The 21,258-nt window shown below is 60.7% G+C and carries 20 protein-coding genes; 7 read left to right on the forward strand and 13 right to left on the reverse strand.

Annotation, left to right across the window (positions count from 1 at the left end):
- Positions 1 to 181: 181 nt before the first annotated feature.
- The 3 genes from BMY45_RS16605 to BMY45_RS16615 form a co-directional block, all read right to left on the reverse strand.
- The gene (locus tag BMY45_RS16605; RefSeq protein ID WP_024777879.1) at positions 182 to 457 is read right to left on the reverse strand and encodes an HU family DNA-binding protein; all 276 of its coding nucleotides are present in this window, start codon (positions 455 to 457) and stop codon (positions 182 to 184) included.
- Between the two features lie 192 nt (positions 458 to 649).
- A complete protein-coding gene (locus BMY45_RS16610; protein WP_092399827.1) occupies positions 650 to 1,798 on the reverse strand; it encodes an NAD(P)/FAD-dependent oxidoreductase in 1,149 nt (382 codons plus the stop codon).
- Positions 1,799 to 1,833: 35 nt separating this feature from the next.
- Positions 1,834 to 1,998, reverse strand: coding sequence for a rubredoxin (locus BMY45_RS16615; protein WP_047226732.1), 165 nt, complete (start codon positions 1,996 to 1,998; stop codon positions 1,834 to 1,836).
- Between the two features lie 197 nt (positions 1,999 to 2,195).
- Between BMY45_RS16615 and BMY45_RS16620 the strand changes: the two genes are divergently transcribed.
- Together BMY45_RS16620 and ubiA are read left to right on the forward strand one after the other, a co-directional pair.
- The gene (locus BMY45_RS16620) at positions 2,196 to 2,759 is read left to right on the forward strand and encodes a chorismate--pyruvate lyase family protein (RefSeq protein ID WP_092399829.1); all 564 of its coding nucleotides are present in this window, start codon (positions 2,196 to 2,198) and stop codon (positions 2,757 to 2,759) included.
- Positions 2,759 to 3,649, forward strand: a complete 891-nt coding sequence (ubiA, locus tag BMY45_RS16625; protein WP_092399452.1) for a 4-hydroxybenzoate octaprenyltransferase — start codon at positions 2,759 to 2,761, stop codon at positions 3,647 to 3,649. The genes BMY45_RS16620 and ubiA overlap by 1 nt, the downstream gene beginning before the upstream one ends.
- Positions 3,650 to 3,807: 158 nt before the next feature.
- Here ubiA and BMY45_RS16630 read toward each other — a convergent pair whose 3' ends face one another.
- Complete coding sequence (locus BMY45_RS16630) at positions 3,808 to 4,197, reverse strand: COG4315 family predicted lipoprotein (protein WP_092399454.1); 390 nt, start codon at positions 4,195 to 4,197, stop codon at positions 3,808 to 3,810.
- 152 nt (positions 4,198 to 4,349) lie between these two features.
- Here BMY45_RS16630 and phoB point away from each other — a divergent pair, with 152 nt between their 5' ends.
- The 3 genes from phoB (at position 4,350) to BMY45_RS16645 (ending at position 7,871) form a co-directional block, all read left to right on the forward strand.
- Positions 4,350 to 5,039 carry a phosphate regulon transcriptional regulator PhoB gene (phoB, locus tag BMY45_RS16635; RefSeq protein ID WP_003177195.1) on the forward strand — a complete coding sequence of 230 codons (690 nt, stop codon included), beginning with the start codon at positions 4,350 to 4,352 and terminating at the stop codon, positions 5,037 to 5,039.
- 81 nt (positions 5,040 to 5,120) lie between these two features.
- Positions 5,121 to 6,407 carry a phosphate regulon sensor histidine kinase PhoR gene (gene phoR, locus BMY45_RS16640; RefSeq protein WP_256244288.1) on the forward strand — a complete coding sequence of 429 codons (1,287 nt, stop codon included), beginning with the start codon at positions 5,121 to 5,123 and terminating at the stop codon, positions 6,405 to 6,407.
- Positions 6,408 to 6,530: 123 nt separating this feature from the next.
- On the forward strand, positions 6,531 to 7,871 hold the full coding sequence (locus tag BMY45_RS16645; RefSeq protein WP_092399458.1) for a hemolysin family protein: 1,341 nt from the start codon (positions 6,531 to 6,533) through the stop codon (positions 7,869 to 7,871).
- 101 nt (positions 7,872 to 7,972) lie between these two features.
- Here the strand turns inward: BMY45_RS16645 and BMY45_RS16650 are convergent, their stop codons facing one another.
- From BMY45_RS16650 to BMY45_RS16685, 8 genes are all read right to left on the reverse strand, one after another.
- Positions 7,973 to 8,869 carry a peptidoglycan DD-metalloendopeptidase family protein gene (locus BMY45_RS16650; protein WP_092399460.1) on the reverse strand — a complete coding sequence of 299 codons (897 nt, stop codon included), beginning with the start codon at positions 8,867 to 8,869 and terminating at the stop codon, positions 7,973 to 7,975.
- Positions 8,870 to 9,107: 238 nt separating this feature from the next.
- Positions 9,108 to 10,064, reverse strand: coding sequence for a response regulator (locus BMY45_RS16655; RefSeq protein ID WP_092399462.1), 957 nt, complete (start codon positions 10,062 to 10,064; stop codon positions 9,108 to 9,110).
- A gap of 168 nt (positions 10,065 to 10,232) precedes the next feature.
- On the reverse strand, positions 10,233 to 10,994 hold the full coding sequence (phoU, locus tag BMY45_RS16660) for a phosphate signaling complex protein PhoU (RefSeq protein WP_092399464.1): 762 nt from the start codon (positions 10,992 to 10,994) through the stop codon (positions 10,233 to 10,235).
- A gap of 113 nt (positions 10,995 to 11,107) precedes the next feature.
- The gene (gene pstB / locus BMY45_RS16665) at positions 11,108 to 11,941 is read right to left on the reverse strand and encodes a phosphate ABC transporter ATP-binding protein PstB (protein WP_092399466.1); all 834 of its coding nucleotides are present in this window, start codon (positions 11,939 to 11,941) and stop codon (positions 11,108 to 11,110) included.
- A 139-nt stretch (positions 11,942 to 12,080) separates the two neighbouring features.
- Positions 12,081 to 13,751, reverse strand: a complete 1,671-nt coding sequence (pstA, locus tag BMY45_RS16670) for a phosphate ABC transporter permease PstA (RefSeq protein WP_092399468.1) — start codon at positions 13,749 to 13,751, stop codon at positions 12,081 to 12,083.
- A 15-nt stretch (positions 13,752 to 13,766) separates the two neighbouring features.
- A complete protein-coding gene (locus BMY45_RS16675) occupies positions 13,767 to 15,800 on the reverse strand; it encodes an ABC transporter permease subunit (protein ID WP_177193363.1) in 2,034 nt (677 codons plus the stop codon).
- A gap of 455 nt (positions 15,801 to 16,255) precedes the next feature.
- Positions 16,256 to 17,254: a phosphate ABC transporter substrate-binding protein PstS family protein gene (locus BMY45_RS16680; RefSeq protein ID WP_092399472.1), complete on the reverse strand. Its 999-nt coding sequence runs from the start codon at positions 17,252 to 17,254 to the stop codon at positions 16,256 to 16,258.
- A 219-nt stretch (positions 17,255 to 17,473) separates the two neighbouring features.
- Positions 17,474 to 18,772, reverse strand: a complete 1,299-nt coding sequence (locus BMY45_RS16685; protein WP_092399474.1) for an MFS transporter — start codon at positions 18,770 to 18,772, stop codon at positions 17,474 to 17,476.
- A gap of 362 nt (positions 18,773 to 19,134) precedes the next feature.
- On the opposite strand from BMY45_RS16685, the gene BMY45_RS16690 reads away from it, so the two are divergent.
- Both BMY45_RS16690 and BMY45_RS16695 read left to right on the forward strand, forming a co-directional pair.
- Entirely contained in the window at positions 19,135 to 19,539 is a 405-nt protein-coding gene (locus tag BMY45_RS16690; RefSeq protein WP_003177184.1) for an acyl-CoA thioesterase, read from the forward strand.
- 57 nt (positions 19,540 to 19,596) lie between these two features.
- Complete coding sequence (locus BMY45_RS16695; protein ID WP_092399831.1) at positions 19,597 to 20,496, forward strand: D-hexose-6-phosphate mutarotase; 900 nt, start codon at positions 19,597 to 19,599, stop codon at positions 20,494 to 20,496.
- Between the two features lie 136 nt (positions 20,497 to 20,632).
- On the opposite strand, the gene BMY45_RS16700 is transcribed toward BMY45_RS16695, so the two are convergent.
- Positions 20,633 to 21,169 (reverse strand): DUF3299 domain-containing protein, encoded by a 537-nt coding sequence (locus tag BMY45_RS16700; RefSeq protein WP_076383207.1) that lies wholly within the window; start codon positions 21,167 to 21,169, stop codon positions 20,633 to 20,635.
- Between the last annotated feature and the right edge of the window lie 89 nt (positions 21,170 to 21,258).

Consider the following 21,258-nt stretch of genomic DNA (forward strand, 5'->3'; position numbering starts at 1 on the left):
GCCGAGCGGGGATAAATCCCCTCGCCACAACCAACAGCCGGCCATCGCGAGCAGGCTCGCTCCCACATTGGCGGTTTGGGGCCTTCAACGTTCGGGACATGCGCAACAAAAAAGGGCATCCGACTCAATCGGCATGCCCTTTTTTTCTACCGTTGCCCCCTAACCGGGGAACCCGCGGCGATTATGGATTGACGCTGTCCTTCAACATTTTGCCCGGCTTGAAGGCGACCGTGTTGCTGGCCTTGATTTTCACCGGCTCACCGGTCTGTGGGTTTTTGCCGGTACGCGCGCCGCGGTGGCGCTGCAGGAAGGTGCCGAAGCCGACCAGGGTGACGCTGTCTTTGCGGTGCAGGGCGCCGGTGATTTCTTCGAGAACGGCGTTGAGGACGCGGTTGGCTTGCTCTTTAGTGAGGTCGGCCTTTTCCGCGATGGCGGCGGCGAGTTCTGGTTTACGCATGAATGAAGCCCCTTTTGACGGTTTTTTTGTTGTTATGTCTGGGCTGTACTCATGGGAACAGCCCCTAAGGCGCCGCAGGCTCTACTCTGCGGCAGACGGGAGTGAGGATGGCACGGGGCCGCAGGCGACGCCAGTGTCAGGGTGGCCTTTGTCGCGCCGAAAGCAGGGTATTTGCGACAGAAGGACTGGCATTTACGCCAGCAGCGCTGGAAGCTCTTTGTTCAGCGCCAGTTTTTCCATCACCGCCGCGCCTGTCAGGGCATAGCCCAGCAGATTGCCGTGGGCGTCGCGGCACAGGGCCTTGATGTCACTGCCCTGCCCTTCGACACTCCACACGCCTTCGCTGCCCCGTGGCGGTGGCGAAACCACCAGTGGGCACACCGGGGTTTTCACGGTAATCGGCATGGCACCGTAGCGCACGGCGGTCGGGTTGCCGGCCAGGGTTTGGGCCAGGGCGCGAGCGCAGCTCATCAGCGGCATGACGTACAGCAGGTTCAGGCCGTCGACTTCGGCGCAGTCGCCCAGGGCGTAGATGTTGGCGTGGGAGGTTTTCAGGTGGCGGTCGACCACCACGCCGCGATTGACCACCAGGCCGGCAGCGGCGGCTAGGTCGATGCGGGGGCGCAGGCCGATGGCCGAGACCACCAGGTCGCAGGCGATCACCTGGCCGTCGGACAGATGCGCCTCCAGCCCGTCGGCCACCCGTTGCAGGCGATTGAGCACCGGCCCCAGGTGGAAACGCGCGCCGAGGCTTTCCAGCCCGGCCTGTACCGCAGCGGCGGCGGCAGGGTGCAGCAGGGTCGGCATGACTTGCTCGCACGGCGCGACCAGCTCCACTTCGTAACCGCCCAGGATCAGGTCGTTGGCGAATTCGCAGCCGATCAGCCCGGCACCGAGCAAGAGCACCCGGCGCTTGCCGGCGGCCGCTGCGCGAAAGCGTGCGTAGTCTTCCAGATCGTTAATGGGGAAGATCAGGTCCGAGGCATCACCCTGCACCGGCACGCGCACGGTTTCTGCGCCCCAGGCCAGGATCAGGTCGCGGTAGTTCACCGTTTCTTCGCCGATCCACAAGCGTTTGTGGCCTGGATCGATGCCGCTGATACGGGTGTGGGTGCGCACTTCGGCGTTCAGTTGCTCGGCCATGGCGCCCGGCTCGGCCATGCTCAGGCCGTCGGCGTCTTTGTTTTTACCAAAGCCTGTGGAGAGCATCGGCTTGGAGTAGGAGCGGCCGTCATCGGCGCTGATCAGCAGCAGCGGGGTTTCGCTGTCGAGTTTGCGAAACTCCCGGGCCAGGTTGTAACCGGCAAGGCCCGTACCGACGATGACGACAGGTGCACTCATGTTGCTCTCCATGTAGCTCTCCATGCAGGAAACGATCAGATAGCGATCATTTCGAAATCCGATTTACCCACGCCGCAGTCCGGGCAGAGCCAGTCTTCGGGTACGTCTTGCCAGGCAGTGCCGGGCGCGATGCCATCATCCGGCCAACCAAGGGCTTCATCGTAGATCAGGCCGCAGACAATACATTGCCACTTTTTCATTCAGGTACTTCCTCAGGTGTCGGCATTTGCCGGTATGGTTGGGTCGATGTAAAGCTGCCCCTTCCGGCTCAGGGCGTTTTGTACTGATCGGTCGCGATAGATGCAAGCATGATCGACGCTAAGACCGCCCCGCTGAATCAAATTCGCCACCCGACATGGTAAGCTCGCGGCCTCATTTGCTGCCATTCAAGACCTCTGTGCCGCATACAAATTCGATATTTCCTACACTCCAATGGTTGCCCCAGCCCCTGCTGTCGCCTCGCCCTGACGCCTGTGTGCTCGACTGGCTGTTCGACGAAGGGTCCCTGACCCAGCGCCTGACGCGGCTGTCGGATGAGCGTTTCAGCGTGACGCCGCTGTTCGAAGGTTGGCAGCCCTTGCGTGCCGACGAATGTGCCGCGCTGGATCTGGCCGAGGGCAGCGAAGGCTGGGTACGCGAGGTGTATCTGCGCGGCCATGGCGAGGCCTGGGTGTTTGCCCGCAGTGTGGCGGCGCGTAGCGCCTTGCAGGGCGACGGTTTGCAGATGGACGAACTGGGCAGTCGTTCCCTGGGCGAGTTGCTGTTTTGCGACCAGGCGTTCCAGCGCCGGGCCATCGAGGTTTGCCATTACCCCGAGCAATGGTTGCCGGCTGAGGTGCGCGCCCGTGAATTGTGGGGCCGCCGTTCGCGTTTTGATCGCGGAACGTTGAGTGTGCTGGTGGCGGAAATTTTTCTGCCGCGCCTGTGGACCGTCGCCCGCGCCTATTCGGAGAACTGCTGATGTACGTGCAACTGCTCAAATCCTTGAACCGCCTGAACCCGCGGGCGTGGGACTTCGTGCAACTGACGCGCCTGGACAAGCCCATCGGCATTTATCTGCTGTTATGGCCGACGTTATGGGCCTTGTGGATTGCCGGCGAAGGTTCGCCGTCCCTCGCCAACATCGTGATTTTCGTGCTTGGCGTGATACTGACCCGCGCCGGTGGTTGTGTGATCAACGACTGGGCCGACCGCAAGGTGGACGGCCACGTCAAACGCACCGAACAGCGCCCGCTGGTGAGCGGCAAGATCAGTTCGAAAGAGGCGCTGGTGTTCTTCGCGGTGCTGATGAGCGTGAGCTTCCTGCTGGTGCTGTGCACCAATGCACCGACCATTTTGCTGTCCCTCGGCGGGCTGGCGCTGGCGTTCAGTTATCCGTTCATGAAGCGCTACACCTACTATCCGCAAGTGGTGCTAGGGGCCGCGTTTTCCTGGGGCATGCCGATGGCGTTCACCGCCGAAACCGGTCATTTGCCGGCGGCGGCCTGGCTGCTGTACATCGCCAACCTGTTGTGGACGGTGGGCTACGACACTTATTACGCGATGACTGACCGGGACGATGACCTGAGGATCGGCGTCAAGTCCACGGCCATTCTGTTTGGCGATGCCGACCGGGTGATCATCCTGACGCTGCAGGGCCTGGCCCTGGGTTGCCTGCTGCTGGCCGGATCAAAATTCCAGCTGGGCAGCTGGTTCCACCTGGGGCTGGTGGCCGCTGCCGGGTGTTTTGCCTGGGAATTCTGGTACACCCGCAGCAAAGACCGGATGCGCTGCTTCAAGGCGTTTTTGCACAACCATTGGGCCGGGTTGGCGATTTTCGTGGGGATTGTGCTGGATTACGCGCTGCGGTGAGACCGCTGACCCAGCGCTAAACCCACGATCATGAAAATCTCTGTGGCGAGGGAGCTTGCTCCCGCTCGGTCGCGCAGCAGCCGCAAACGCCTGGGGCCGCTGCGCCGCCCAGTGGGAGCAAGCTCCCCTACCCAAAAAAGCAGTTTGGCGCTGGTCAGTCACTTCTTGGGCTTGGCGACCTTCCAGGCACCTTCCATCAGGCCGTCTCCGGTCATTTCGCCAGCTTTCGTGTCCCTCACAAAGGTGTACAGCGGCTTGCCATCGTAGGCCCACTGCGACGAACCGTCGTCACGGGTGATCACCGTCCAGTGACCCGAAGGCATGGCAGCGCTTTCAGCCATGAGCGGGGGCCAGTTCTCGGCACATTTGGCATTGCACGCCGACTTGCCGTCTTTGTCTTTCTCAAAGGTGTACAACGTCATGCCCTTGTGATCGGTCAGCACACCATCAGTGACCATCGCCGGCTCGTCAGCCGCATACGCCAGCGCCGGCAGCACCAAGGCAACCGCCAGGCCCAGAGCCTTGATGGAACGGGTAAGGTAAGTCATGGAAACCCTCTTTTGCAGTTGTCAGGATTCGGACTCAAAAGCGTAGTCCAGGATCCTCTACACTGCCGGTTGCCGAAACAAGTGTCACACGACTGCAATAATTCCGTTATCTAATGCGGCGCAAGACAGTTAAATGACAAGAGGATTACCCCATGGTTGGCAGGAGCATTCTGATCGTCGACGACGAAGCGCCCATCCGCGAGATGATCGCCGTTGCGTTGGAGATGGCCGGCTATGACTGCATGGAAGCAGAAAACTCTCAGCAGGCCCACGCCATCATCGTCGACCGCAAGCCCGACCTGATTCTGCTGGACTGGATGCTTCCCGGCACGTCTGGCATTGAACTGGCGCGACGCCTCAAGCGCGATGAGCTGACCGGTGATATCCCGATCATCATGCTCACTGCCAAGGGCGAAGAAGACAACAAGATCCAGGGCCTGGAAGTCGGCGCCGACGACTACATCACCAAGCCGTTTTCCCCACGGGAGCTGGTGGCGCGCCTTAAGGCCGTGCTGCGGCGCGCCGGTCCGACCGATGGAGAAGCGCCGATTGAAGTCGGCGGCCTGCTGCTGGACCCCATCAGCCACCGCGTGACCATCGATGGCAAACCCGCCGAGATGGGCCCGACCGAATACCGCCTGCTGCAATTTTTCATGACCCACCAGGAGCGTGCCTACACGCGCGGCCAACTGCTGGACCAGGTCTGGGGCGGTAATGTTTATGTCGAGGAGCGCACCGTGGACGTGCACATTCGTCGCCTGCGCAAAGCCCTCGGCGATGCCTATGAGAATCTGGTACAAACGGTGCGCGGCACCGGTTATCGTTTTTCGACCAAGGCCTGACCCGAGCCCTTACCGCCCGACAAGCTGACAAGGACGCGCGTTCAATTGAATCAAAACTGGCATGGCACCCTGATTCGCCACATGTTGTTGCTAGTGACCGGCTGTCTGGTCGTGGGCCTGATCACGGGCTTCTACGGCTGGAGTCTGGCTGCGGGCCTGGCGCTGTACCTGGCCTGGACGCTCAAGCAATTGCTGCGCATGCATGAGTGGCTGCGCCTGCACAAACCCGACGAGGCTCCGCCCGACGGCTATGGCCTGTGGGGTGAGGTATTCGACAGCATCTATCACCTGCAGCGGCGCGACCAGCGCGTGCGTGGCCGCCTGCAAGCAGTGATCGACCGGGTCCAGGAGTCCACTGCGGCGCTCAAGGACGCGGTGATCATGCTCGACAGCGACGGCAACCTGGAATGGTGGAACCGCGCCGCCGAGACCCTGCTGGGCCTCAAGACCCCCCAGGACAGCGGCCAGCCAGTGACCAACCTGGTGCGCCATCCTCGCTTCAAGGAATACTTCGAACAGGAAAACTACGCCGAGCCGCTGGAGATTCCTTCGCCCACCAATGACCGGGTGCGCATTCAGCTGTACCTCACGCGCTACGGCAACAACGAGCACTTGATGCTGGTGCGTGACGTGACGCGCATCCATCAGTTGGAACAGATGCGCAAAGACTTCGTCGCCAACGTCTCCCATGAGTTGCGTACGCCGTTGACAGTGATCTGCGGGTATCTGGAAACCCTGCTGGACAATGTCGAGGAAGTGAACCCACGCTGGAGCCGGGCCTTGCAGCAGATGCACCAGCAAAGCGGGCGTATGCAGACCCTGCTCAATGACCTGCTGTTGCTGGCCAAACTTGAAGCCACCGATTACCCCTCGGACAACCAGCCGGTGCCTGTCGATGACTTGCTGCAAATCATTGTGGAGGATGCCCAGGAACTCTCCGGGCCCAAGCAGCAAACCATCACCCTTGAAGCCGACCCGAACGTGCAGCTCAAGGGCAGCGAGGCCGAATTGCGCAGTGCCTTCTCCAACCTGGTGTTCAATGCCGTCAAATACACGCCGGAGCAAGGCCGCATTCACGTTCGCTGGTGGGCCGACGGCCAAGGCGCACACCTGAGCGTGCAGGATTCGGGCATCGGCATCGACAGCAAACACCTGCCGCGCCTGACCGAACGTTTCTACCGCGTCGATTCCAGCCGCAACTCCAATACCGGCGGCACCGGGCTGGGCCTGGCGATCGTCAAGCACGTTTTGTTGCGGCATCGCGGGCGCATGGAAATCAGCAGCGTGCCTGGCCATGGCAGTACGTTTACCTGCCATTTTGCCCCGGCACAGACGGTTCGCTCGCGCCTCACCAGCGCCGCCGATTGATACCGGCCAGCACTCGCCACTAGGCAACGGCCCAGTCAGCCGCTACATTGGCTGACTTGTGCCTGCCTTTTCAGGCACTCATTTCTAATCCTTTCGAATATACGGAACCCGCAAAACTCCATCATGGACCCTTCCCCTGGCTTGTCCCTGGCAACACTCTTCGCCGAATTCGGCATGATTCTTTTTGCTCTGATCCTGGTTCTGCTCAACGGCTTTTTCGTTGCGGCCGAATTTGCCATGGTCAAACTGCGCTCGACCCGGGTCGAGGCCATCGCCGAGAAAAACGGCTGGCGCGGGCACATCCTGCGTACCGTTCACAGCCAACTCGACGCTTACCTGTCGGCCTGCCAATTGGGCATCACCCTGGCTTCCCTGGGCCTGGGTTGGGTCGGTGAGCCGGCGTTCGCCCACGTTCTGGAGCCGCTGCTAGGCGCGGTCGGCGTTGAGTCGCCGGAAGTGATCAAGGGCGTATCGTTCTTCACCGCGTTCTTCATCATTTCGTACCTGCACATCGTGGTCGGTGAGCTGGCGCCCAAATCCTGGGCGATCCGCAAGCCCGAGCTGCTGTCGCTGTGGACCGCCGTGCCGCTGTACCTGTTCTACTGGGCCATGTACCCGGCGATCTACCTGCTCAACGCCAGCGCCAACGCCATCCTGCGTATCGCCGGCCAAGGCGAACCCGGCCCGCATCACGAGCATCATTACAGCCGTGAAGAACTGAAACTGATCCTGCACTCCAGCCGTGGCCAGGATCCAAGCGACCAAGGCATGCGCGTGCTGGCCTCGGCGGTGGAAATGGGCGAGCTGGAAGTGGTGGACTGGGCCAACTCCCGGGAAGACCTGGTGACGCTGGAGTTCAATGCGCCGCTCAAGGAGATCCTGGCGATGTTCCGTCGCCACAAGTTCAGCCGCTATCCGGTGTATGACAGCGAGAGCCAGGAGTTCGTCGGCCTGCTACACATCAAGGATCTGCTGCTGGAACTGGCCGCCCTGGATCACATTCCCGAGTCGTTCAACCTGGCCGAACTCACCCGCCCGCTGGAGCGCGTGTCGCGGCACATGCCGCTGTCGCAGCTGCTGGAGCAGTTTCGCAAGGGTGGTTCGCACTTCGCCCTGGTTGAAGAAGCCGACGGCAACATCATCGGTTACCTGACCATGGAAGACGTGCTGGAAGTGCTGGTGGGCGATATTCAGGACGAACACCGCAAAGCGGAGCGCGGCATCCTGGCCTATCAGCCGGGCAAGCTACTGGTGCGCGGCGACACGCCACTGTTCAAGGTTGAGCGCCTGCTGGGCATCGACCTGGACCACATCGAGGCCGAGACCCTCGCCGGGCTGGTCTATGAAACCCTCAAGCGCGTGCCGGAAGAGGAAGAAGTGCTGGAAGTCGAAGGCCTGCGGATCATCATCAAGAAGATGAAAGGGCCGAAGATTATTCTGGCGAAGGTGTTGATGCTCGGTTGAGCCTTAATTGGCTCAAAAGATCGCAGCCTTCGGCAGCTCCTACAGGGTTATGTGTACGCCTGTAGGAGCTGCCGAAGGCTGCGATCTTTTGCTTTATGGTCTCATTGCTTGCCCAACGCAAAGTTGGGCAAGCCTCCCACCGGTTGATTGAACTGGTAGGGAATCGACACCAGCCCCAACCCGGTATTGCGCTGCACCACGAAATGCAGGTGCGGACCTGAACTGTTGCCGGTGTTGCCCGACAACGCCAACGGCGTTCCCACCATCACCCGTTGCCCCTCCCGCACGCTCACCGAGCCCTTTTGCAGGTGCAGGTACACACCCATGGTCCCGTCATCGTGCAGCACCCGCACGAAGTTGCCCGACGGGTCGGTGCCACGGCCGGTCTGGTGATTTTCCGTCTTGACCACCACGCCGCCGCGCGCCGCGATGATCGGCGTGCCCTCGGGCATGGCGATGTCCATGGCATAACGGTTTTTCGGGCCATAGTGGCTGTATTGACCGTTGGCCCCCTGACTCAGCCGAAACGGACCGCCACGCCACGGCAGCGGGTATCGATAGGCCTGCGCCGTGCCTGCAGGGTCGCCCAGGGAGTATTCGAACCGTGGGGTGTACACCAAAGGCTTTCCGGGGCGCGTGGCCGTGAGCAGCGCCAGACGCAGGTTACTGCGCGCCGGCAGCACCCGCCGGATCGGCCGGCTCGGTGCCCCGCTGACGTTGCGTAGCCCGGCAAAACTCAATTCGATCTCCACAGGCGCGTACAGGTCGTTGCGCACGAACACCGCGTCCGCGCCCTTCTGTTTCTTGATATCGAGAAACACCTGGCGCTCGAGACGTTCAACCATGCGATCACGGAACACGAACACCTGCGCACCCTTGCTGGGGCGGTCGCTGTAGGACACCACGCCATTGGCATCGGTGGATTTGTAGATCGTCATCGCCACGGCCGAGGTGGAGGCCAGGACAAGACCACAGGCAAACAGCAGGGGCAAAAACATGGGCAAAAATTCTGTCGAAATGAAGGCCTGCACTGCAGCCTAGCAGCTGGATGGACCAGCGTAGTCGACGGATGTTTCAAAATGGGTTGGCCGATAGGGCTCTATTGCCGCTGGTGGCCCCATCGCGAGCAGGCTCGCCCCCACATTCTGATCTGCGGTGGGCACACATTTCGTGGCGACCAAAGATCAATGTGGGAGCGAGCCTGCTCGCGATGACTGACTGAAGTGCGCCGCCGAATCAGGCGCCAGGTACGAAGTGCTTCTGCGCTGTACCGCGGGCGATCAGGCGGGAGATGTAGTCGAGTTTCTGTGGGTCTTTATCGACGAAGCGGAAGGTCAGTTGCAGCCATTCGCTGTCGGGGGTCTGCTCGTGAGCAACAATGGCGTGCAGGTAACCGTTGAGACGAGCGGTTTCGGCGTTGTCGCCCTGCTCCATGTCCAGCACGGCGCTTTCCAGCACCTGTGGCAGGGTGTCGGTGCGTTTGACCAGCAGCAGCGCTTCCTTGAGGCTCAGGGCCTTGATCACGCATTGCTGGGTGCCGCTGGAGAGGCGCAACTGGCCCTGACCACGATTGGCACCGGCCGGGGCGGCTGAAGGCGCCTTGACGGGCGGGCTGTTGAGCATGCCGCGGGCTGGAGCCGCAACAGCGGCAGGCGCGGCAGCTGCAACGACAGCAGGCTTGGCAAACGGATTGACCGCCGCAGCCGCGGCCGCAACCGGAGCCGCCTTGCCGCCGGTCAGCGCGCTGAGCGAATCATTGCCGAACGCCGAGTTCATTTTGGTCGGCGCGCTGTTCATCAGCGTGTCGAGCTTGCCCACCTTGTGCAGGGCCTGTTTGACCTTGGTCAGCAGTTGCTCGTTGGTGAACGGCTTGCTGACGTATCCGGAAACACCGGCCTGGATGGCCTGGACCACGTTTTCCTTGTCGCCGCGGCTGGTGACCATCACAAACGGCATGCCCTTGAGGTTATCCTGCTGGCGGCACCAGGTCAGCAGCTCCAGGCCCGACATTTCCGGCATTTCCCAATCGCACAGCACCAGGTCGAACGCCTCACGGGCCAGCAGGGATTGGGCTTTCTTACCGTTCACTGCATCTTCGATGCGGATGCCCGGGAAGTAATTGCGCAGGCACTTCTTCACCAGGTCACGAATGAACGAAGCGTCGTCCACGACCAACACACTGACCTTACTCATCCAGATACACCTCTAAAAAATCCCGGCAAGCATACCGCTTTTACTGATGGCATATTGCCAAAAACCTTCAGTCACGCCGGGACTCTTCGTTCGCGGGGTGCTGCTTTCGATTAAAAAAGCCGCAAAAAAAAGCCCGACCAGAAGGCCGGGCGCTTTTCTTGGGCAATCTTACTTATCGTCAGTTTCGCCCGGAACATTAGCGGTTTCGGACGAGGTGCCCTCCACTTCGGCCTTCATACGCTTGAGCCCCAAGTGCCGCACGTCGGTGCCGCGCACGAGGTAGATCACAAGTTCCGAGATGTTGCGGGCATGATCGCCGATACGCTCCAGCGAACGCAGTACCCAAATAATGCTCAACACCCGGGAGATGGAACGCGGGTCTTCCATCATGTAGGTCGCCAGCTCACGCAGCGCGGTCTTGTATTCGCGGTCAATGACCTTGTCGTACTGGGCCACCGACAACGCCAGATCGGCGTCGAAACGGGCGAAGGCATCCAGTGCATCGCGAACCATGTTGCGCACCTGGTCGCCAATGTGGCGAACTTCGACGTAACCCCGCGGCGCCTCGCCTTCTTCGCACAACTGGATGGCGCGACGGGCGATCTTGGTGCTTTCGTCGCCGATTCGCTCCAGATCGATCACCGATTTGGAGATGCTGATGATCAAACGAAGGTCGGAAGCGGCCGGTTGACGACGTGCCAGGATGCGCAGGCACTCTTCGTCGATGTTGCGCTCCATCTGATTGATCTGGTCGTCGATCTCGCGCACTTGCTGGGCCAGGCCGGAGTCGGCCTCGATCAGCGCGGTCACCGCATCGTTGACCTGCTTTTCCACCAGCCCGCCCATGGCCAGCAGGTGACTGCGCACCTCCTCGAGCTCGGCGTTGAACTGGGCGGAAATGTGGTGAGTAAGGCCTTCCTTCGAAATCATGGTTTTGCTCCGCAAAAGCTGTGAGCTGCAAGCTTTAAGCTGCAAGCTGATGTATGTCGTTACCCGGATCGCTTTTACTTGCCGCTTGCAGCTTAAAGCTTGCGGCTCTACGGCTAGCCGTAGCGACCGGTGATGTAGTCTTCGGTCTGCTTCTTGGCCGGGTTGGTAAACAATGTGTCGGTGTCGCCGAATTCCACCAGTTTGCCCATGTACATGAAGGCGGTGTAGTCGGAAACCCGCGCTGCCTGTTGCATGTTGTGGGTCACGATGACGATGGTGAATTTGGATTTGAGCTCGTAGATCAGCTCTTCGACTTTCAGCGTCGAGATCGGGTCCAGGGCCGAGCAAGGTTCGTCGAGCAACAAGACTTCCGGCTCAACGGCGATGGTACGGGCAATCACCAGACGTTGCTGTTGACCACCGGACAGACCCAGTGCCGATTCGTGCAGGCGATCCTTGACCTCGTCCCACAGCGCCGCGCCCTTGAGCGCCCACTCCACCGCTTCGTCGAGAATGCGCTTTTTGTTGATACCCTGGATGCGCAGGCCGTAGACCACGTTCTCGTAGATGGTTTTGGGGAACGGGTTAGGCTTCTGGAACACCATGCCCACACGACGACGCAGCTCGGCTACATCTTCGCCCTTGCGGTAGATGTTACTGCCGTAGAGGTTGATTTCGCCCTCGACGCGGCAGCCGTCCACCAGATCGTTCATGCGGTTGAAGGTGCGCAGCAAGGTCGACTTGCCGCAGCCCGACGGACCGATGAACGCGGTAACGCGCTGCTTCGGGATGTTCAGGCTAACGTCATACAGCGCCTGCTTCTGGCCGTAGAACAGGTTCAGACCGGGCACTTCGATGGCGACGGTTTCCTGAGCCAGGTCCAGGCTCTGCTTGTCGCGGCCCAGGGCCGACATGTTGATGCCGCGTGCTTGTGTCTCGGGTTGCATGGGAGGCTCCCTGTGCTAACAAATTCGGTTCGGTTGTGTGGGAGCGAGCCTGCTCGCGATTCGGGCGACTCGGTTTGGCTTTAAAACCGAGGTGATGCCATCGCGAGCAGGCTCGCTCCCACAAAAGATCAGTGTGAAATCAGCTATCGAGTGCTTTGTACTTCTCGCGCAGGTGGTTACGGATCCACACCGCCGACAGGTTGAGCGTGGCAATCACCAGCACCAGCAACAGCGCCGTGGCGTACACCAACGGTCGCGCCGCTTCGACGTTCGGGCTCTGGAAGCCTACGTCATAGATGTGAAAGCCCAGGTGCATGATCTTCTGGTCCAGGTGCAGGTACGGGTAGTTGCCGTCCAGCGGCAGCGATGGGGCCAGTTTCACCACGCCCACCAGCATCAATGGCGCCACTTCACCTGCGGCGCGAGCCACCGCGAGGATCATGCCGGTCATCATCGCCGGGCTCGCCATCGGCAGCACGATTTTCCACAGTGTCTCGGCTTTGGTCGCGCCCAGGGCCAGGGAGCCTTCGCGCACGGTACGCGGGATACGCGCCAGGCCTTCTTCGGTGGCCACGATCACCACCGGCACCGCCAGCAGCGCCAGGGTCAGGGACGCCCAGAGCAGGCCCGGGGTACCGAAGGTCGGCGCCGGCAGGGCTTCGGGGAAGAACAACCGGTCAACCGAACCACCCAACACATAAACAAAGAAGCCCAGGCCGAACACGCCGTAGACGATGGCCGGTACGCCCGCCAAGTTGTTCACCGCAATACGGATCAGGCGGGTCATCGGTCCCTGACGAGCGTATTCGCGCAGGTACACCGCTGCCAGCACACCGAATGGCGTCACGACCATCGCCATGATCAGGGTCATCATGACGGTGCCGAAAATCGCCGGGAAGATCCCGCCTTCGGTGTTGGCTTCACGAGGATCGTCGCTGAGGAATTCCCAGACCTTGCTGAAATAGAAACCGATCTTGGTGAACGTCCCCATGCCGTTCGGCTGGTAGGCGTGAACCACTTTGCCGATTTCGATTTCCAGTTCTTTGCCATTGGCATCGCGGGCGGTCAGGCTGTCGCGGTTGAACTGCGCGTGCAGATCACCCAGACGCGCTTCGATGTCCTTGTAACGGGCATCGAGCTCAGCACGGTCAGCGTCCAGGTCCGCTTGTGCAGCAGCGTCCAGTTTGCCTTCCAGCTCCAGCTTGCGGCCTTTGAGACGAATGCGCTCAAGCCCTGCGTTGATGGAGCCGATGTCGGATTTTTCCAGGGTCTTGAGCTCGGCCGCGAGCTTGTTGACCCGGGCCACGCGAGCTTGCAGCTCCGGCCAGGCCGCTTCGCCTTCGGCGATGACCTTGCCGTTCTCTTTGACGTTGACCAGATAGCCGTAGAAATTACCCCACTCGCGACGCTCGATGGCCATCAGCTCCGGCGGCGTGGTCTGGTTGGTCAGCCAGTCACCGACGATCCAGGTAAAGTCAGTGCCGTTGAGGTCCCGGTTACCGACCTTGATCAACTCGCGGGTCATGAACTCGGGGCCTTCGTCCGGCACCGGCAGGCCAGCGCTTTTCAAGCGCTCGCGGGGCACTGATTCCTTCTGCACTACTTCGCCTACAACCAGATGCGCGGGCATGCCCGGCACGTTGTAGCTGGCGTGGATCAGGTCCGCCGGCCAGAAATGGCCCAGACCGCGCACGGCAATCACTGCCAGCAGGCCAATGGTCATGATGACCGCGATGGACACCGCGCCACCGCTGATCCAGACGCCGGGGGCGCCGCTCTTGAACCATCCTTTCAGGGAGTTCTGTTTCACAGACTTCTACCTTTCTTAAAGCGACGAATATTTCTTGCGCAGACGCTGACGGATCAGCTCGGCGAGGGTGTTCATGATGAAGGTGAACAGCAGCAGCACCAGCGCCGACAGGAACAGCACGCGGTAATGACTGCCGCCGACTTCCGATTCAGGCATTTCCACCGCCACGTTGGCCGCCAGGGTGCGCAGACCTTCGAACAGGTTCATTTCCATGACCGGCGTGTTACCGGTGGCCATGAGCACGATCATGGTTTCACCGACCGCACGGCCCATGCCGATCATCAGCGCCGAGAAGATGCCGGGGCTGGCGGTGAGAATCACCACGCGGGTCATGGTCTGCCACGGCGTGGCACCGAGGGCCAGCGAGCCCAGGGTCAGGCCACGCGGCACACTGAACACGGCGTCTTCAGCGATGGAGTAGATGTTCGGGATGACCGCAAAACCCATCGCCAGGCCGACTACCAGGGCGTTGCGCTGGTCGTAGGTGATGCCCAGGTCATGGGAGATCCACATGCGCATGTCGCCACCGAAGAACCAGGCTTCCATGTACGGGCTCATGTAGAGCGAGAGCCAGCCCACGAACAGGATCACCGGGATCAGCATCGCGCTTTCCCAGCCTTCTGGCACTTTCAGACGCACGGACTCAGGCAAGCGGCTGAAGACGAAACCGGCCACCAGGATGCCGATCGGCATCAACATCAGCAGGCTGAAAATACCCGGTAGATGCCCTTCGACGTAAGGCGCCAGGAACAGGCCGGCGAAGAAACCGAGGATCACCGTCGGCATCGCTTCCATCAGCTCGATCACCGGCTTGACCTTGCGGCGCAAGCTTGGGGCCATGAAGTATGCGGTGTAGATCGCGGCAGCAATCGCCAGCGGCGCAGCCAGCAGCATCGCGTAGAACGCAGCTTTCAGGGTGCCGAAGGTCAGCGGCGAAAGGCTCATCTTGGGTTCGAAATCGGTGTTGGCCGCGGTCGATTGCCAGACGTACTTAGGCTCGTCGTAGTTTTCGTACCAGACCTTGCCCCACAACGCGCTCCACGAGACTTCCGGGTGCGGGTTCTCCAGCAGCAACGGTTGCAATTTGCCGCCTTGCTCCACGAGCAGACGGTTGGCCCGAGGCGACATACCGAACAAGCCCTGGCCGTCGACCACCTGGTCCACCAGCAAGGTGCGGTGAGCGGTGCTGTGGAACACGCCGAGTTTGCCGGACGCGTCCAGGGCCACGAAACCTTTGCGCCGTTCCTCGGCGGTGATCTCGATGACCGGCGCAGTGCCCATCTGGAAGGTACGAATCTGCTTCAGACGCTGTTCGCCGTCCGGGTCACGGGCCATGAACCATTGAGCCAGGCCACCGGTGGAGTCACCAATGATCAGGGAGATCCCGCCCACCAGCTGCGTGCTGGCAGTGACCTGGGCATCGCCGTTCTCAAGCAGCTTGTAGCGGCCGTTGAGGCTCTTGTCGCGCAGGCTGAACACGTCGGCCTGGGCACGTCCGTTGACGACATACAGCCATTGCTGACGTGGGTCGACGAAGATGTTTTTGACCGGTTCGGTCATCTGCGGCAGATCGATACGCGTCTGCTCGCTGGTGACTTCACCAGTCATCATGTTTTCTTCACTGGTGATCGACAACACCTGCAGTTGCGCGCCCGTGGAGCCGGCGAGCAACAGGGTCGAATCAGTGGCGTTGAGCGATACGTGCTCCAGCGGCGCGCCCTGCTCGTTGAGCACAATCGGCGTTTCACCGTAGGGGTACTCAATGGCGGGCGAGATGGTTTTCTTGCCGTCTGGATAGCTGACTTTATAGGTATGGCGCAGCACCAGCGCCTGGCCGTTGGACAGACCGATCACCACCAGCGGGCTGCCGGGCTGGTCTTCGCCGATGGAGGTCACGCTGGCACCCGCCGGCACCGGCAGGTCGACACGACGCAGCTCTGCACCGGTATCGATGTCGAAGAACAGCGCCTGGCCCTTGTCGGAGATCCGCATCGCCACCTGGTTTTGCTCTTCGATGGCGATCATCAGCGGTTTGCCGGCGTCCTGCATCCAGGCAGGGGTAATCGAGTCCTTGGAGGTCAGGTCCGCGCCCTGAAACAGCGGGAGGACCACGTACGCCAGAAAGAAGAAAATCAAGGTAATGGCCGCCAGCACGGCGAGCCCGCCGACCAGAACGTACCAGCGGGTCAGGCGATCCTTGAGCGCACGGATGCGGCGCTTGCGTTGCAGTTCAGGCGTATTGAAGTCAATGCGCTTGGGAGGGGAAGTCGTAGTCATTGTGGAATTGGCCAGATCATTCATGCGCACACCCTAGCGATCCTGTATGACAGAAAGATGACAATGCAGTGACGCAACAAATCCGCCGCCCGTGGGCACCGGCAGCGGACAGGAAATTGGTCTGTGGGAGACGGCTCGCGAAGGGGCCAGATTCAACAGTGATGTTGACTGTCCCACCGCTATCGCGAGCAGGCTCGCTCCCACAGGACCCGGGCTAGGCCGGGCAGTTACTTCTTGGCGACGTTGGCGCCTTCGGACAGACCCAGGTCAGCCAGGGCCTTGGCGGCAACCTTGGCTGGCAGTGGGATGTAACCGTCCTTGACCACAATGGTCTGACCTTGCTGGGACAGGACCAGCTTCAGGAACTCGGCTTCCAGCGGGGCCAGAGGCTTGTTCGGTGCCTTGTTGATGTAGACGTAGAGGAAACGCGACAGTGGGTACTTGCCGTTCAGGGTGTTTTCTTCGGTGTCTTCGATGAACTCGCCGCCTTCTTTCTTGGCAAGGGCAACGGTTTTCACGCTGGCGGTCTTGTAGCCGATGCCCGAGTAGCCAACGCCGTTGAGCGAGCTGCTGATGGACTGTACAACCGACGCCGAACCAGGCTGTTCATTGACGTTGGACTTGTAGTCGCCTTTGCACAGGGCTTCTTCTTTGAAGTAGCCGTAGGTGCCGGATACCGAGTTACGACCGAACAGCTGGACTGGCTTGTTGGCCAGGTCACCGGTCACGCCCAGGTCGCCCCAGGTCTTGACGTCAGCCTTGGCGCCGCACAGACGAGTGGACGAGAAAATAGCGTCGACCTGAGCCATGGTCAGACCCTTGATCGGGTTGTCCTTGTGTACGAACACCGCCAGGGCGTCTACGGCAACCGGTACGGCGGTAGGCTTGTAACCGTATTTGGTTTCGAAGGCCTGCAGCTCGTTGTCCTTCATCTTGCGGCTCATCGGGCCCAGGTTGGAGGTGCCTTCAGTCAGCGCAGGTGGCGCAGTGGAGGAACCGGCGGCCTGAATCTGAATGTTTACGTTCGGGTATTCTTTCTTGAAGTCCTCTGCCCACAAGGTCATCAGGTTGGCCAGGGTATCGGAGCCGACGCTGGACAGGTTGCCCGACACACCAGTGGTCTTGGTGTAGCTCGGGATGGCTGGGTCGACAGCGGCAACCGCGTGGGCGGTCGCAACGCCAGCGGCGACAAAGGTCATTGCCGTCATCAAACGCTTCAGTTTCATGCCTTACTCCTAGCAGATAGGTGTGTTAAGTCGGCCAAGTATCGGTAAGCCGTGTGAACACTCTATGGCTGAAATATGACAATTGGATGAAAGGCCATTATTGCGATTGAAAAGACAATCGCGCAGGTCCAATCGCGAGCAGGCTCGCTCCCACAGGGACCGCGTAGATCCTGTGGGAGCGAGCCTGCTCGCGATGAGGTCAATACCGTCGATTAAGGCCTAGCGACCTTTCTTCCAGAGATACGCCCCCACCGCAATCCCGATGCCGCAGATAACGGCCACGTAATAGGCCGGCCCCATCGGGCTTTCCTTGAGCAGGAGGGTGACGATCATCGGAGTCAGGCCGCCGAAGACTGCATAGGCCAGGTTGTAGGAGAACGACAGGCCGCTGAAACGCACCACGGCCGGGAACGCCTTGACCATGACGTAGGGCACCGCGCCGATGGTGCCCACCAGCAGCCCGCTCAGGGCATAGAGCGGAAACAGCCAATCGGGATGATTGAACAGGCTGTGGTAGAAGGTCCAGGAGGTGATCAACAGCAACGCGCTGCCGAACACGAACACTCGTCCGGCCCCGAAGCGGTCGGCCAGCATGCCGGAACCGATGCAGCCAAAGCTCAGGAATACGATCGCCAGACTGTTGGCCTGCAACGCGGTGGTCGGGCTGAAGTGATACACCGTTTGCAGCACGGTCGGGGTCATCAGGATGATCACGATGATGCCGGCCGACAGCAGCCAGGTCAGCAGCATCGAAATGACGATGGCGCCACGGTGATCGCGCATCACGGTGCGCAACGGCACTTCTGCGGCCAGGGCCTTGCGCAGTTGCAGCTCGGCGAATATTGGGGTTTCGTGCAGCCAGCGACGCAGGTACACCGAGAACAGGCCGAACACACCTCCCAGCAGGAACGGAATCCGCCAAGCGTAATCCGCCACTTCTACGGGCGTGTAGATGCTGTTGATGGCAGTGGCCATCAGCGAACCGAGCAAAATGCCTACCGTCAGGCCGCAGGTCAGCGTGCCGCAGGCATAACCGATGTGGCGCGCCGGGACGTGCTCGGAAACGAATACCCAAGCCCCCGGCACTTCACCGCCAATGGCCGCACCCTGGATCACCCGCATCAGCAACAGCAGAATCGGTGCCCACATGCCGATCTGGGCATAGGTCGGCAGCAATCCCATGATGAGGGTCGGCACGGCCATCATGAAAATGCTCAGGGTGAACATTTTCTTGCGTCCCAGCAGGTCACCGAAGTGCGCCATGATGATCCCGCCCAGAGGCCGGGCCAGATAACCGGCGGCAAAAATGCCGAACGTCTGCATCAAGCGCAGCCACTCAGGCATTTCGGCGGGGAAAAACAATTTGCCGACCACGGTGGCGAAGAACACGAAAATGATGAAATCGTAGAACTCCAACGCACCGCCCAAGGCAGAAAGCGACAGGGTCTTGTAATCGTTACGGGTCAACGGACGAGCCGATTGAACGGGTGTCGCCGTGCTCGAAGGCGCAGTGGTCATGGCAAGGGCTTCTCTTATAGTCAGTTCTGCAACCCCGGACAACGGTGGGCAGGCTCGGCACGATAGCAAATTGTTCAAAAAAGCACATAGAGGTGCGTAATTGACAGTCAAAATCGGAACCGGATGGTCGTCTCGACGTCTATCGCTCGATATACTCGCAACCTTGCAACACTCTGTAAGGGGTTGCTGTGCGAAAACGTCGTTGGTGGCGTAGTAACCTGCCAGCCGGTTTCGCAGAGTTTCCCTTTGGCACGCCTTTATGAAAAACGTGACGAACGCATGTTCGGGCTGAATCGTTTTTTTCAAAGACGGCTATTCACCTGATACATCAGACAGAGTTACGGGTCAGAGGCCCCCCCGGCATGATAGAGCTCGAACAGGAAGATCCAATCCCGCAAGGCGACCTGGCCCTGCAAATCACCGCGCTTCCCCGCGAAACCAACGGCTTTGGCGATATTTTCGGCGGCTGGCTGGTTTCTCAGATGGACCTGGCCGGCACGGCCATGGCCAGTAAAGTGGCCGGTGGACGCGTGGCCACCGTGGCGATCGATCGCATGGCGTTTCTGGTGCCGGTGGCCGTGGGTGCCCAGCTGTCTTTTTATACCCAGGCGCTGGAGATCGGCCGCAGTTCGATCCAGATGATGGTCGAGGTCTGGAGTGACGACCCGCTGTCCAGCGAATGGCGCAAGGTCACCGAGGCAGTGTTTGTGTTCGTCGCCATCGATGGCAGTGGCCGTACCCGCTCGGTTCCGCCGCGCGCCCGTTAAACACGGGGGCCGTTTTGCGGTCCATTGCAGTTCATGTTCCTGAGCGAGATTTGCAGTATGCCTACGCCCCATGTCGAAGCCGTCAAACTGGATGAACTGAACGGCTGGCGCATCCGCCACGGTCAGGCCGAGTTGCTGGTGGCCCAGCAAGGCGCGCACATCCTCAGCTATCAGGTCGACGGCCAGCCGCCGCTGATCTGGCTCAACGACCAGGCAACGTTCAAGGCGGGCAAGAGCATCCGTGCCGGGGTGCCGGTGTGCTGGCCGTGGTTCGGCAACCTGACGCGCAACCCCGACAGCGTGCAGGCCATGCGCGTGAGCAACGAACCGGCCACCGCTCACGGCCTGGTGCGGGCGATGGATTGGGAGTTGAAGGGCATCGAAACCGAAGGCGAAAGCCTCAAGGTGGAATTCGTGCTGCCCTACCCCGAAAATGGCCTCTCGGGCTGGCCCCATCAGGTGGACCTGACGCTGACTATCGTGATGGACGAGCAGTTGCACATCCACCTCACCAGCCATAACCGCGGCAGCGAAATCGTCAGTCTGAGCCAGGCACTGCACAGTTACTTTGCTGTCAGTGACGTGCGCAACGTGCATGTCGAAGGCGTGGATGGCTTGCGTTATATCGAAACACTGGACGACTGGAATACCGTAACCCAGGCCGGCGATCTGCACTTTGCCGGCGAGACTGATCGCATCTATCTCGATACCCCACCGAAGCTGAGCATCGTTGACCCGCACTGGGAACGACGCATCGAACTGACCAGCAGTGGTTCACGCTCGGCGGTGATCTGGAACCCCTGGACCGAACGCGCCAAGGCCTTCAGCGACATGGCCGACGACGGCTGGCAGCGCATGCTGTGTATCGAGACGGCGAATGTGATGGACGATGTGGTAACGCTGCTGCCGCAGGCCAGTCATACCCTTGGCGTCAGCATCGGCAGCAAGCCGCTCTAAGCCACACTGAAAATCCCCTTGTGGGAGCGAGCCTGCTCGCGATGGCGGAGTATCAGTCAACATCTGCATCGACTGACACACCGCCATCGCGAGCAGGCTCGCTCCCACAGTGGATCTACGCCAAATTTACTGGCACCTACAGATCCGCCTCCTGCACCACCCTCACCTTTTCCGCTTCCAGCGCGTACGCCGCGCTGGCCAAGTCGTTGTCGACCTTTTCGATCTTCAGCGTGCCGGTCACCCAGAGCGGTGTGTAGATGTCGTCCAGCTTCAAACCCTTGGGATAGCGCACCAGTACCAGTTGATTGGGCGGTGGTGGCGGGACGTGGATGCAGGCGCCAGGGTAAGGCACCAGGAAGAACAGCGTGCTGCGGCCCTTGGCGTCGGACTCCAGCGGCACCGGGTAGCCGCCCAGGCGGATATGCCGGTCGTTCATCGACGCTACGGTCTTGCTCGAATACATCACCGCTGGCAAGCCCTTGCTTTGTTTCAAGCCACCTTTTTCGGTGAAAGTGCCGCTGGCTTCGGGGGTGTTGTGGTCAATCTCGGGCATGGCCTCGAGGGCTTTCTGGTCCGACTTGGGCATCAGTTCGAGCCAGTCGGTTTCCGGCAGTTCGGCGGCGTGGGCCAGGCCGCTGCCCAGCAGAAGGAGGGTCAAGACTAAACGGCGCATGAATGGGCTCGGCAATAAGTAGGAAGTGCGACGCCGGGCATTCTAGCCCTCCCTGCGCGCCAACGCAGAGGGGGCTTTGTCACAGAATA

It is taken from the genome of Pseudomonas sp. NFACC39-1 (assembly GCF_900110355.1).
Taxonomy (GTDB): domain Bacteria; phylum Pseudomonadota; class Gammaproteobacteria; order Pseudomonadales; family Pseudomonadaceae; genus Aquipseudomonas; species Aquipseudomonas tehranensis.